Source organism: Amylibacter marinus, assembly GCF_030160015.1.
In the GTDB taxonomy this organism is placed as follows: Bacteria; Pseudomonadota; Alphaproteobacteria; order Rhodobacterales; family Rhodobacteraceae; genus Amylibacter; species Amylibacter marinus.
On record NZ_BSNN01000002.1, the window covers coordinates 338,348 to 351,536 of the forward strand.

Below are 13,189 nucleotides of genomic sequence, written 5' to 3' on the forward strand. Positions count from 1 at the left end.
ATCCACAGGCGGGGCTTGCGGGTTGTTGGGGAGAAATCCCGATAACTCCACCGGTTGAACATCACGTTCTTCGACCCCGCTGAGGCGAAACCGGAAAAGGAAAATTACAATGGCTCTACCAGAGTTTTCATTGCGTCAACTGCTTGAAGCAGGCGTACATTTTGGACACCAAACACACCGCTGGAACCCTCGTATGGACCAGTACATCTATGGTTCACGCAATGGCATCCATATCATGGATCTAACACAAACTGTTCCTTTGCTTGACCAAGCATTGAACGTTGTGCGCGAAACTGTTTCTAAAGGTGGTCGCGTATTGTTCGTTGGCACCAAGCGTCAGGCCTCTAAAGCAGTTGCAGAAGCTGCTGAGCGTTCAGCGCAATACTACATGAACCACCGTTGGTTGGGTGGTACATTGACCAACTGGAAAACTGTTTCAAATTCTATCACGCGTTTGAAAACAATTACCGCTCAGCTGGAAGAAGGCGCTGAAGGCCTGACCAAGAAAGAGCGTTTGGGCATCGAGCGCGAGCACACAAAATTGCACGCGTCTTTGGCTGGTATTGCGGAAATGGGTGGCGTTCCTGATCTATTGTTCGTGATCGACACAAACAAAGAATCTTTGGCTGTGGCAGAAGCAAACAAATTGGGCATCCCAGTGATTGCTGTTTTGGATACAAACTCTGCACCAGAGGGTATTGATTACCCAATTCCAGGTAACGATGATGCGGCCCGCGCAATTGCCTTGTACTGTGATTTGATCGCGCGTTCTGCTCTGGATGGTATGGCGGCCCAAATGGGTTCTGCTGGTATCGATCTTGGCGAAATGGAAGACGCCCCAGAAGAAGTTCTAGAAGCGGCACCAGCGGCAGAGGTTGTAGAAGCCGAAGTTGAATCAGCTGGTTCAAAGCCAACATTGTTCGCCGAAGCCCCAGCAGACAAAGACGATTTGAAAAAAATCGGTGGAGTAGGGCCAAAGCTGGAAGAAACGCTGAACAAATTGGGCATCTACCAATTCGCACAGGTTGCAGCATGGTCAAACGACGAAATCATGTGGGTTGATGACAACTTGTCATTCAAAGGCCGCATCGAGCGCGACGATTGGATCGGTCAAGCATCAGAATTGATGAAAGCCTAACTTTCATACAACTGTCATAGTTGGGCGGTAGACCCGCCCAGCATACCAAATTTCCTTTAGGAGAGTATTATGGCTATTACAGCAGCTATGGTTAAAGAATTGCGCGATTCAACTGGCGCAGGCATGATGGACGCGAAAAAAGCGTTAACAGAAGTAGATGGCGACATGGAGGCAGCGGTTGACTGGCTGCGCACCAAGGGTCTGGCCAAGGCCGCAAAGAAGGCTGGCCGTACGGCTGCCGAGGGTCTAGTTGGTGTTGCTGTTGAGGGTGGCGTTGCGGTTGCCGTTGAGGTGAACTCTGAGACAGATTTCGTTGGTAAGAACGCTGAATTCCAAGAGATGGTTTCTGCGATCACCACCGCTGGCTTGGGTGTGGCTGATGTGGCCGCATTGCAAGAGGCAGAAATCGGTGGCAAGACCGTGGCCGAAACCGTAACAGACAAGATCGCCACAATCGGCGAGAACATGTCTGTGCGTCGCATGGCGAAATTGGAAGGCGATGTAATCGCATCCTACATCCACACACCCGCCGCAGAAGGCATGGGTAAAATCGGCGTATTGGTTGCGACCAAGGGCGGCACTGTAGAATTTGCCAAGCAAGTTGCGATGCACGTAGCGGCTACAAACCCTGCATCATTGTCCGAGGCTGATTTGGACGCAGCTGTGGTAGAGCGCGAGCGCAATGTTCTAACAGAACAAGCCCGCGAATCTGGCAAGCCAGAGGCCGTGATTGAGAAAATGATCACCGGTCGCATCAAGAAATTCTATTCAGAAGTTACCCTTGTGAACCAGTCTTTCGTGATCAACCCTGATCTAACAGTTGCCAAGGCCGCCGCAGAAGTGGGTGCCGAGGTTACAGGTTTTGTTCGTCTAGAAGTTGGCGAAGGCATCGAAAAAGTCGAAGAAGATTTCGCGGCAGAGGTTGCGAAAACAATGGGCGGCTAAGCTCACTTCTTTTGATCGAATAGAAGGGCCTCGCAGGATTGCGGGGCCTTTTTGCTATGGGGCGGATGGCGCACAATCCCCTATTGTCGCGGGCACAGAGCTTGGGTTAAAAGGGATTCATAAAGGTTAATGAAAATTGAGGGACTCCATTGAAAAATCAACTTTTTGCGCTTGGCTGTTGTGGCCTATTGGGTCTAACGGCCTGTGGTGGAACGGGGAACGGCGCCGGTAATATCGAGCGCGCCTACACTGAGGTTAATGCCTCGCTGGGATTTGACATAAGCGAAGAACAGCCCGCGGGCACGGCCGTGGTTATTGGCCCGGATAATGTTTCTGGCACTGCGGTGATGGAGGGGTTCATTGTTGCACCTGGGGCAGAACCAGAAGAGGTGCTGGCCGGAAATCTGACCTTGATTGCGGATTTTTCTGATCAGGAAGTCTCGGGGTTTGCCGACCAATTTGGGCGATTTCAGGATGGTGCGACCTTCAGAGATGTTCGCCGCTTAGAAAGCTATTCTGGTACATTGTCGGTCACGCCAGAGGCGTTTTATGGGGATGGCGAGTTTTCTGCGGATATGGGGGGTACGCTGCGTGACGAGGCAGGGGATGATGTGATCGTGGACACCACCCTCTATGGTGATACCTTTCAATCGACTGTTACCGGTAACCTAGGTGCAACGGGGTATATTGAAGGGACGATCGAAACCAGCGAAGGCACGCTGGATTTTGATTTCAATGACGATACTGAGGGCTATTTTATCGTCGCGGAATAAGAACATCTAACCATCGGCCCAGATCCCTGTTGTGGTCTGAGCCTTGGGCATGATCACAACCACATCCTTTTTCGAGAGCCGCCTGAATGTCTGATATTCCAAATGTACTGTCTGAGGCGCTGCACCCAATGGATCACGCCGTTTTGGGGGCTGATACTGTGCCCCCTAAAATTCTATTGCTTTATGGATCATTGCGCGAGAAAAGTTATAGCCGTGCGGTAACAGAGGAGGCTGCGCGTATTTTGCGCCAGTTTGGTGTTGAAACCCGCATTTACGATCCCGCCGGCCTACCATTGCCAGACGCCGAACCTATCGAGCACCCAAAAGTTGCAGAGCTGCGCGATCTGGTGAATTGGTGCGAGGGCATGGTTTGGTGTTCGCCAGAACGTCATGGGGCGATGACGGGGATTATGAAATCCCAGATAGATTGGATTCCGTTGTCTTTGGGGTCGGTGCGCCCGACCCAAGGTAAAACATTAGCGGTGATGCAAGTCTGCGGTGGTTCGCAAAGTTTTAATACCGTGAACCAGCTTCGCATTTTGGGGCGCTGGATGCGGTTGATCACCATCCCCAATCAATCTTCTGTGCCACGGGCATGGGATGAATTTGATGCGGATGGGCGGATGAAGAACTCGCCGTTTTATCGTCGAGTGGTGGATGTGATGGAAGAATTGGTCAAATTTACCCTGCTGACGCGGGGACGCTCTGATTATTTGGTGGATCGCTATTCTGAACGCGTCGAGAGCCACGAAAAGCTGTCTAAGCGGGTTAACAGCGCGCGTTAGGGGCGGGTAAATCCATGTCTATGAATGAGAAAACCTTCCCCGCGGGGAAGGTTTTTGTGTTTGAAAACGGCCTATTGTATAGAATAGTTTGCATTATTCCTGTGTGTTAACAACAAATTAGCGTACGCTTGAGTCATAAAAAGGGCCCGAAAAGAATTCTTTTCGGGCCAAGGGACAAGGTTGGTCACGGGGGATAAATTACCGGGAGAGTAAAACCCAAGCGACCTATCAGAATGTTTTGCAGTATCAGCTGACGCGACATTATGATGCCCTATACATGCGGCGATTCTGCGTATATTTCAGTGCGTTTGATCACAAATATAAAGGTTAGTGATGAAAAAAAGAGCGGCAGACCTGTTGGTTGATTGTTTGGTGGCCCAAGGGGTTTCAAAAATTTTTGGCGTTCCAGGCGAAAGTTATCTGTCGGTCTTGGATGCGCTGGTTGATCGGGGCGCTATTGATTTCATCAACACCCGCAACGAAGGTGGTGCCGCCTTTATGGCCGAGGCCTATGGTAAGCTAACGGGGAAGGCGGGTATCTGCTTTGTTACCCGAGGGCCAGGGGCCACCAATGCATCCATCGGCGTGCACACCGCGCGCCAGAATTCATCGCCCATGGTGCTGTTTATTGGGCAAATTGCACGGGAAATGACCGACAGAGAGGCCTTTCAAGAGATTGATTACCGCGCCTATTTTGGCCCTATTGCCAAATGGGTCACCCAGATCGATGATCCCAGCCGAATACCCGAGGTTTTGGCGCGGGCCTTTCAGGTGGCGCAGTCTGGGCGGCCCGGGCCTGTGGTGGTGGCCTTGCCTGAGGATATGTTGCGCCAGATGACATTGGGCGAGGCGACACCACAAATCATCCCCCTGCGCCCGCAGGCGGGGAGCGCAGATATTGCGGCGGTTCATATGGATTTATCCGCGGCCAAGCGCCCGTTGATTATTGCAGGTGGCGGGGGCTGGTGTGATGCGGGGCGCCGCGCCTTGAAATCCTATGCCGAGGCGTCAAAAATCCCCGTGATCACCGGATTTCGCAACCAAGATTTAATTGATAATGCCAGCGCGGCCTATGCGGGGGATGCAGGCTTTGGCAAAAGCGCCTCGGTGAAGCAGCTGATTCAAGATGCGGATGTGATTTTGGCGCTGAACATTCGCTTCGGCGAGGTGGTGACCGATGGCTGGACTTTGTTTGATGTGCCCGTTCCGCAGCAAAAAATTATCCACGTTCATCTTGATCCTGCCGAGATTGGAAAAATCTACCATTGTGCGCGGGGGATCAATGCGGATCCGCTGGCGCTGTTGGCGGGGTTGTCGGCAAAGGCGGGCGGTGATCAGACCCTGTCGTCGGCACGCAGTATTTGGTATGCCAAGGCGGCCTTGGGGCGGGCAGAGGCACGCCAGATCAAGCCCACGCGGGGGGCGCTAAATATGGCCAAGATTTGCACCACATTGAACACCGTGATGGATGTTGATGCGGTTATCACCAATGGCGCGGGAAATTTTGCCATTTGGCCGGGGCGGTATTTGGATTATGGCGGGCAGAGGCGGCTGTTGGCGCCGCAATCAGGGGCCATGGGGGCAGGGCTACCCGCTGCATTAGCCGCCAAATCTGCACACCCGGAACGACAGGTGATCTGTTTTGCGGGGGATGGTGATTTTCAGATGAATATCCAAGAGCTGGGCACCGCGATGCAACAGGGCTGGGGGCCTATTATTCTGCTGTATAACAACGGTAGTTATGGCACCATCCGCATGCATCAAGAGCGCGACTATCCCGACCGCATCAGTGGCACAAATCTACACAACCCCAATTTCAAGCACATCGCCGATGCCTATGGTTTTGGCTATGCCTGCATCACGGATGATGTAGAATTTGGCGCGGCATTTACCGTGGCGGATCAAGCGGCCTTTGGGTTTTTGATCGAGATGGTGGCAGATCCTGCCGATATCGCACCGGGGCAGATTTTAGCCCCCGGCCCCTAGAGGCGGGGGTGTGATTAGCTGGCCAGCTTGTTTTGAAACGGCGCTGGTTTTGGGCGGCAATTGGGGGCAACGGCAATTGGTGTTGGTGTGCGAACACGCCGTGCCTGTTGGCGAAACTCTTTGGGTGATAGGGTTTCGTGATTGGTGAAAAATCTGGAAAAATAGGCCGCAGAGCGAAATCCCAGCTGGCTGGAGATATCTTGGATTTTCTGATCCCCCACCAGCAACAGGCGGCGGGCCTCGGCCAGTAGGCGATCTTGGATCACCTGTGAGGCGGATGTGTTTTGGATTTGTTGGCAGACTCGGGTGAGATGGGTGCTGGTTACACCGAGTTCGCGGGCGTAAAATTCCAAATTCGCGCCAGATTTATACTTATTTTCCAACAGGGTAACAAAGCGGCGCATCAGGCGTTGTGCGGCCTTGGGTTTGGTTTCTGTCGCGGTGCTGTGTTCTATCTGTGCGTTGAGAGTGGCAACATAGCTGCGCAGGGCCATGCGCGAGCCAACCGTTGCACCAATGTATTGGCTTAGTGCGCGGTCGAACAGTGCGCTATAATTTGCCTGTTTTTCCACGGATGTGATTTGGGTGATCACGCTGTGATCCGGTTGCGGGATATTGAGCGATTTGTGAAGGGCGATACAGGTCGTATCGGCCACGGGTGACAGGGTGATTTTATGCGGGGTTGGCGCGGGGATATACAGCAGGCTGTGGGGTGTAATATCGTGGCGTTGCCCATTGATTATCGCGCAGGCGGTGCCTGTGTTTAGGTAGATGAATTTGTGGTAGTCGTTGGCGCCATCAAGGCGAATTTCGGCCGAAACATTGCGGCGATTGCCCGGTATTGCGGCCACGAAAACGGATTTACCGCCATCGTAGGATTGAAGTGTCATAGGTGGTCTGCTCTTTTTTTAGATAGTCTTTTTATGAGGTTTTCATAGCAGAATTCATTAGGGATAGACATGGAAAAATGCATATGTGGGCAGAGTGTTGGCGAGGGCTGTTGCCTCTATGCATCTTTGATTAAAGCGGGAATTCAAGAGGCTTATCAATGGCCAATTGATGCCAGTTTTTCATTTGTGATCGAAACCATGTGCGCTGGCGTTTGGCGTATTGGCGGGTTTGAACCTTGGCGGAATCTATGGCGGCCTCTAGGCTGAGGTCGCCCTGGAGGTGGGAGATGATTTCGGCGGCGCCGATTGCTTTGTTCGAGGGGTGGTTTGGGTTCCATTTGCCCGATTCAAGGATTGCGCGGCATTCATCCAGCGCACCCATCTCAACCATCATATCAAAGCGGCGGTTGATCCGCGCGTTCAGCCATTCAACCTCGCTGTTCAGAACCACGGGGGTGGTTTGTGCGATATCCAGAAGGGGGGGCGGTGTATCGGCCTGCCAGCTGGAAATGCCGCGCCCTGTAGAGGTTAGCACCTCCCAGGCGCGCCGTGTGCGCATGGGGTTTTGCGCATCTAGGCCGGCCAAGGATGCGGGGTCTGCTTGGGCCAGCAATTGTGCGAAAATGCCCTTGCCTAATGTGGCCTCTAGGTCGTCTGCTTGGGCCTTTACCTCTGTGGAGATATCGGGAATTTCTGCGATACCTTGGGTTAGGGTTTTGAAGTAAAGCCCTGTGCCGCCAAGGATTATTGGACGTAGGCCCTCTGCCTGTGCATGTTTTAGCTGTAGGCGCAGGTCTTTGATCCATGCGCCGGTGGAATAGGGGGTGTTCAGCGGCACATGCCCATAGAGGCGGTGCGGGCAGCTGGCCTGTTCCTGTGCCGAGGGGCGCGCGGTTAGGATATGCCAATCTGCATAGACCTGAAGTGCATCTGCGTTGATGATCACCCCGTTGTAGCGCTGCGCAAGGCGCAGGCCCAATGCGGATTTGCCGGTGGCGGTGGCGCCGGCAATCAGGATCGCTTTGGTGCTGTTGAAATTAATTTCCAATTTTTGCCACCTTATCCAACCTTGGGTGTTGATGTTATGTTACGCGGTGTCTACTTGGCTGATATGCGCCGAATACGCAAGATAACCATTGCGTGATGGCGAAATTTAACGCATTTTGCACCACAATAAGATCGGGGAAACCATATGTCAGATGCCGCAGAAACAGACCAATTAAAATACAAACGGGTCTTGTTGAAAATCTCTGGAGAGGCTTTGATGGGGGATCAAGGATTTGGTCTAAACCCACCCACTGTTGAGAAAATTGCCGCCGAGATCGAAACCGTTGTGCGTATGGGCGCCGAGGTGTGCTTGGTTATTGGTGGCGGTAACATCTTTCGCGGGCTACAGGGGTCTGCGCAGGGGATGGAGCGTACCACCGCTGATTACATGGGCATGTTGGCCACGGTGATGAATGCGCTGGCCATGCAGGGGGCCTTGGAATCGCTGGGTGTGCATTCGCGGGTAATCTCCGCCATCCCAATGGATCAGGTCTGCGAGCCCTATATCCGCCGGCGCGCCGTGCGCCACCTAGAGAAAAAGCGGGTGTGTATTTTTGCTGCCGGCACCGGCAATCCCTATTTTACCACCGATACGGCGGCGGCATTGCGTGCATCGGAAATGCGCTGTGAGGCCATATTCAAGGGCACGCAGGTCGATGGGATTTATGACAAAGACCCCCAGACAAATTCAGATGCGGTGCGCTATGATACCGTATCATTTGATGAGGTTTTGCAAAAAAACCTGAAAGTAATGGATGCCTCTGCGATTGCATTGGCCCGTGACAACAACCTGCCGATTGTGGTGTTTTCCCTGATGAAAGGTGCCGGATTGATGGGCACCCTTAAGGGTGAAGGCACATTTACCACCGTCGGCGGAAACTAAGAGGATTATTATGTCAGATTCAGATATCGATATTGATGCATTGGAAAAACGTATGGCTGGTGCGCTGGCGGCGTTGCGCAATGAATTTTCAGCCCTGCGCACCGGGCGGGCATCCGCATCCATCCTAGACCCGATCATGGTCAATGCTTATGGATCGCAAATGCCGCTAAACCAATGTGGTACCGTAAATGTACCAGAGCCGCGCATGATCACCATAACGGTGTGGGACAAAGAGGTCTTGAACCCGGTAGAGAAGGCCATTCGCGAGAGCAGTATTGGCATTAACCCTGTGATGGATGGCATGGTTATTCGCCTACCGATCCCAGAATTGAACGAAGAGCGCCGCGTTGAACTAACCAAAGTAGCGGGATCGCATGCCGAAAACGCCCGTATTGCCGTGCGCAATGTGCGCCGCGATGGCATGGATCAGGTGAAAAAATCCGATGATCTAAGCGATGATGACAAGAAAATCTGGTCTGATGAGATCCAGACCCTGACCAATGACGCCATCAAGAAAATTGATGAGGCCGTAGAGGTCAAGCAAGCCGAAATTATGCAGGTTTAGGTTCAGCATGACCAAAGACGCGCCAAGAAGCCCACAAGAGGACAGGCCAGAGCAGCTGCATGTTGCCATTATTATGGATGGTAACGGCCGATGGGCCACGCGTAAATCTATGGATCGGCTCAAGGGGCATGCGCGCGGCGCAGAGCGTGTGCGTGATATTGTAGAGGTGAGTGCGGGCATGGGGATTACCCAGCTGACGCTATTTGCCTTCTCTACCGAGAATTGGAAGCGATCCGAGCGCGAGGTTTCGGGGCTGATGACGCTGTTTCATCGCTTTATTCGATCTGAGAAGGCCAAGTTGATCGAGAATGGTATTCGCGTGCGCTTTATTGGCTGTCGCGAGCGTTTGGATGACCAGCTGGTGACCTTGATGGCTGGCTTGGAACAGCAGACCAGCATGAACACAGCGTTAGAGCTGAATGTGGCGCTGAATTACGGCGGGCGCGATGAAATTACCCGGGCGATGCAGGGTATCGCGGCCGAGGTCTCTGCGGGGCGTTTGGCGGCGGCGGATATCTGTGAAGAGACCGTTGCCCAGCATTTGGATACGGCCGATATTTCTGATCCAGATTTGGTGATCCGTACATCGGGCGAGTATCGCACATCGAATTTTCTGCCGTGGCAATCCGTTTATGCAGAGTATGCTTTTGTTGAGGCCACATGGCCAGATTTTACGCCGGAATTACTGCATGAAACGATTGAAAGTTTTAAGGGGCGTAACAGACGATTTGGGGCGGTGATGAACACATGAGTGACGAATCCAAATATGCAGATTTAAAGCTGCGGATGTTATCTGGGATTGTTTTGGTTCTGGTTGGGGCGGCAACATTGATTTTGGGGGATCTGCCGTTTCTGTTTGTGTTCGTTTTGTTGGCGGTGGTGATGACATGGGAGGTGGTGCATTTGGCGCTGCAAAAATCCATATTGAACATCATTGTACCTGCCATGATGGGGCTTAGTATCATGGCCTATGTTTTGCTTTCTTGGCCTTGGGCCTTGGGGTATCTGGCGTTGACGCTAATGGTATATTGTTTTGCCCTGAAGCCCAAGGATATGGGCATTCGTGTGGTGATGATGGTTGTGATTTTTCTTGGGATTATCGGGCTGATTCACCTACGGTTTGACATCGGTTTGGGATCGATCTTGTGGGTATTGGCCTGTGTGGTGGCATCTGATGTGGGTGGATATTTTGCGGGGCGCAGTTTTGGCGGGCCAAAGCTGTGGCCGGCTGTCAGCCCCAAGAAGACATGGTCGGGCACCATTGGGGGCTGGGTTCTAGCGGCGATTGTTGGATTGATTTTCTCACGTATTTACGCGGAATTTGATACCTCGTTGGCTCTTTATGGTGTCGTTATTGCGATTTTTGCGCAAGCGGGTGATTTGTTCGAGAGCGTATTGAAGCGGCGTGCCGGTATCAAGGACAGCTCTAACCTAATTCCGGGTCATGGTGGATTTTTGGATCGCTTTGATGGGGTGATGGGGGCCAGCCTTTTGGTGTTTATTTATATCGCGTTGACGACGAACGGCCTGTTTGCCTGATGAAAAGATTAGCAGTTTTCGGAGCCACTGGCTCTATTGGGGGAACCTGTGCGCAGGTTCTGGCACGCGATCCTGCGAAGTTTGATGTGGTGGTTTTGACGGGTGGGCGCAATCTTGCACGGCTTGCCGAGCTGGCCCGCGCCTTATCTCCGCGCGCAGTTGTTATCCAAGATGAGAGTGATTTGGCCGCAATGCGCGCATTGTTATCTGGAATGGATATTGAGGTCTCTGCGGGGCGTGCGGCGTTGCTTGATGCGGCGCGCCGACCTGTGGATATTTCATTACAGGCGATTGTGGGGTTTGCGGGGGTAGAAACCAGCCTGATTGCCGCCGCCCATGCGGATGTGGTGGCCTTGGCCAACAAAGAGACCATGGTCTGTGCAGGGCCGATGATGCGCAGGGCCTGTGCACAACATGCAACCACGCTGTTGCCTGTGGACAGCGAGCATTCGGCGCTGTTTCAGTGTTTGCTGGGCGAGAAGATGCCCGAGGTTGAGCGCATGATTCTGACCGCATCGGGGGGGCCGTTCTTAAACACGCCCTTGGCGGAATTGCACAGTGTAACGCCAGCCCAGGCCGCCAGCCATCCGCGCTGGGAAATGGGCATGCGAATATCCATCGACAGCGCCTCCTTGTTTAACAAGGCCATGGAGATGATTGAGGCGCGTGAGCTATTTGATATTGCGCCTGAAAAGATCGAGGTGGTGGTGCATCCGCAATCTATCATTCATTCGATGATTGGGTTTGTGGATGGGGCGATTATGGCGCATATGGGGCCGCCGGATATGGCGGGGGCGATTGGCTATGCGTTGTATTACCCTGATCGTTGTGATGCGGGGTTGGCGCGGTTGGATTTCAGCGCGTTGTCGCGGCTGGATTTTCAGCCCCCCGATGCGCAGAAATTCCCAGCACTAGGGTTGGCAACCAAGGCGATGACGCTATCTGGTTTTGCGGGCACCGTATTTAACGCGGCCAAAGAGCAGGCGTTAGATTTGTTTTTAGAAAATCGGATTAGCTTTGTGGATATGTCAGGTTTGGTCGAGGCGGCATTGGACGATTATACACGGCAGAAATGGGGTGATGCCTGGTCTGTCGAAAAATTGAATAGCATTGACGCGCAAACCCGCGTATTTGTAACGGAAACAGCATCTAAGGCATTTTAATGTTTGAACTTATTGATAGTATCCCACTTGTTGGCGGCACACTTGCCTTGATTTTACCTTTTGTTATCGTGTTGTCGGTGGTGGTGTTTATCCATGAGTTTGGGCATTATATTGTCGGGCGTTGGTGTGGTATCCATGCCGAGGTTTTCTCGCTGGGCATGGGGCCTGTATTGTTTTCGCGCACCGATCAGCGCGGCACACGCTGGCAATTGGCGGCGATACCCATTGGCGGCTATGTTAAATTTCTAGGCGATGCCAATGAGGCCAGCACCCATTCTGATCAATCTGGCGATAATCTGTCGGATGAGGAACGTGCGCGGCATTTTTTTAGTGCAGCGCTGTACAAGCGTGCGCTGACGGTGCTGGCAGGGCCTGTGGCCAATTTCCTGTTGTCTATTTATGTTTTTGCCGGTTTGTTGCTATATACTGGTGAGCCGAACCCCGATGCGGTGGTGGGGGAAATTAGTCCTGCGGTCAGCGGGCAGTATGATTTGCAATCTGGCGATCAGATTTCGCGCATTGATGGGGTAGAGATTTCTGCATTTGAGGATTTGAATGCGTTTTTGGGGATTAAAGAGCCCGCAGATACACTCCGCTATACCATCACGCGTGGCACCGATCAGCTGGTGGTTGATGGCCCGTTTCCCTTTATGGCTATTGTGGGCAATGTCTCGCCTGTATCCCCCGCAAGCAAAGCGGGCCTGAAGGCCGATGATCTGATCCTGAGCTACGGTGGGGTGGCGGTTAAATCCTTTGGTCAATTCCGAGATATGGTTTTTGGATCAGAGCCAACGGATAAGGAAATCACCGTGCTGCGCGGTGGCGAAAAGGTGCAACTAACCATTCAACCGCATGCCCGTGAAATACCTGATGGTAATGGTGGTTTCCAAACGCAGGTTTCCATCGGGGTGACCGCTGGTGCGCCATTTGACCGCGAATACAACATGCCATCACCGATCGCGGCATTGGGGTTGGGGATAAAGCGTACATGGTTTGTGATTACGCAATCTGTGAACAACCTTGCCCTGATTATCCGCGGCGAGGTCAGCCCCAAGAACCTGCAAGGGCCGGTGGGTATTGCCCATGTGTCCGGTGATATCGCCAAGTCTGGCTGGGTGGATTTGATCACGCTGATCGCCTTTATTTCCACAGCGATTGGGTTTTTAAACCTGCTACCGATCCCTGTTTTGGATGGGGGGCATTTGATGATGTATGCCTATGAGTTTTTGGCAGGCAAGCCCCCCAGCGATAAATTCATTCGTGTGGGGACAACGCTGGCGCTCTCGTTGTTGTTGACGTTGATGTTGTTTGTCACCTTTAATGATCTGATCCGCTTGGCGTTGTATTGGGCGTAAATCTGGGCTGGGTGTGATAATCCAGCACATTCAGGCGTGAAACGGCCAGTTGGGCATAATCAGGCTTTAAATTTCAAAACCCATCCCCTAGAAAGAACAAGAACATTTCTAGGGATGATT

At 52.6% G+C, this 13,189-nt stretch carries 13 protein-coding genes and 1 pseudogene; 12 read left to right on the forward strand and 2 right to left on the reverse strand.

The window, feature by feature from the left end; translation table 11 throughout:
* Positions 1-109: 109 nt before the first annotated feature.
* From rpsB to QQL62_RS02555, 6 genes and pseudogenes are all read left to right on the forward strand, one after another.
* A pseudogene (rpsB, locus tag QQL62_RS02535) lies at positions 110-871 on the forward strand (30S ribosomal protein S2); the annotation flags it as partial.
* A 78-nt stretch (positions 872-949) separates the two neighbouring features.
* On the forward strand, positions 950-1,138 hold the full coding sequence (locus QQL62_RS13510; RefSeq protein ID WP_489146093.1) for a hypothetical protein: 189 nt from the start codon (positions 950-952) through the stop codon (positions 1,136-1,138).
* Positions 1,139-1,207: 69 nt separating this feature from the next.
* Positions 1,208-2,083: a translation elongation factor Ts gene (gene tsf, locus QQL62_RS02540; RefSeq protein WP_284375878.1), complete on the forward strand. Its 876-nt coding sequence runs from the start codon at positions 1,208-1,210 to the stop codon at positions 2,081-2,083.
* Positions 2,084-2,232: 149 nt separating this feature from the next.
* Positions 2,233-2,856, forward strand: a complete 624-nt coding sequence (locus QQL62_RS02545; protein ID WP_284375880.1) for a hypothetical protein — start codon at positions 2,233-2,235, stop codon at positions 2,854-2,856.
* An 86-nt stretch (positions 2,857-2,942) separates the two neighbouring features.
* Positions 2,943-3,641 (forward strand): arsenical resistance protein ArsH, encoded by a 699-nt coding sequence (gene arsH, locus QQL62_RS02550; RefSeq protein ID WP_284375883.1) that lies wholly within the window; start codon positions 2,943-2,945, stop codon positions 3,639-3,641.
* 333 nt (positions 3,642-3,974) lie between these two features.
* On the forward strand, positions 3,975-5,627 hold the full coding sequence (locus tag QQL62_RS02555; RefSeq protein ID WP_284375885.1) for a thiamine pyrophosphate-binding protein: 1,653 nt from the start codon (positions 3,975-3,977) through the stop codon (positions 5,625-5,627).
* Between the two features lie 14 nt (positions 5,628-5,641).
* Here the strand turns inward: QQL62_RS02555 and QQL62_RS02560 are convergent, their stop codons facing one another.
* Both QQL62_RS02560 and miaA read right to left on the reverse strand, forming a co-directional pair.
* Complete coding sequence (locus tag QQL62_RS02560) at positions 5,642-6,517, reverse strand: helix-turn-helix domain-containing protein (protein ID WP_284375887.1); 876 nt, start codon at positions 6,515-6,517, stop codon at positions 5,642-5,644.
* 130 nt (positions 6,518-6,647) lie between these two features.
* Positions 6,648-7,565, reverse strand: a complete 918-nt coding sequence (gene miaA, locus QQL62_RS02565; protein WP_284375889.1) for a tRNA (adenosine(37)-N6)-dimethylallyltransferase MiaA — start codon at positions 7,563-7,565, stop codon at positions 6,648-6,650.
* 144 nt (positions 7,566-7,709) lie between these two features.
* Here miaA and pyrH point away from each other — a divergent pair, with 144 nt between their 5' ends.
* The 6 genes from pyrH to rseP are packed head-to-tail and all read left to right on the forward strand — an operon-like array spanning position 7,710 to position 13,069.
* Complete coding sequence (gene pyrH / locus QQL62_RS02570; protein ID WP_284375891.1) at positions 7,710-8,447, forward strand: UMP kinase; 738 nt, start codon at positions 7,710-7,712, stop codon at positions 8,445-8,447.
* Between the two features lie 4 nt (positions 8,448-8,451).
* Positions 8,452-9,012 (forward strand): ribosome recycling factor, encoded by a 561-nt coding sequence (gene frr / locus QQL62_RS02575; RefSeq protein ID WP_284377179.1) that lies wholly within the window; start codon positions 8,452-8,454, stop codon positions 9,010-9,012.
* Positions 9,013-9,019: 7 nt separating this feature from the next.
* Positions 9,020-9,763 carry a polyprenyl diphosphate synthase gene (gene uppS, locus QQL62_RS02580; protein WP_284375893.1) on the forward strand — a complete coding sequence of 248 codons (744 nt, stop codon included), beginning with the start codon at positions 9,020-9,022 and terminating at the stop codon, positions 9,761-9,763.
* A complete protein-coding gene (locus QQL62_RS02585) occupies positions 9,760-10,551 on the forward strand; it encodes a phosphatidate cytidylyltransferase (RefSeq protein WP_284375896.1) in 792 nt (263 codons plus the stop codon). The genes uppS and QQL62_RS02585 overlap by 4 nt, the downstream gene beginning before the upstream one ends.
* Positions 10,551-11,714: a 1-deoxy-D-xylulose-5-phosphate reductoisomerase gene (dxr, locus tag QQL62_RS02590; protein ID WP_284375898.1), complete on the forward strand. Its 1,164-nt coding sequence runs from the start codon at positions 10,551-10,553 to the stop codon at positions 11,712-11,714. Before QQL62_RS02585 ends, dxr begins: the two co-directional genes overlap by 1 nt.
* Positions 11,714-13,069 (forward strand): RIP metalloprotease RseP, encoded by a 1,356-nt coding sequence (rseP, locus tag QQL62_RS02595; protein ID WP_284375900.1) that lies wholly within the window; start codon positions 11,714-11,716, stop codon positions 13,067-13,069. Before dxr ends, rseP begins: the two co-directional genes overlap by 1 nt.
* Positions 13,070-13,189 lie beyond the last annotated feature (120 nt).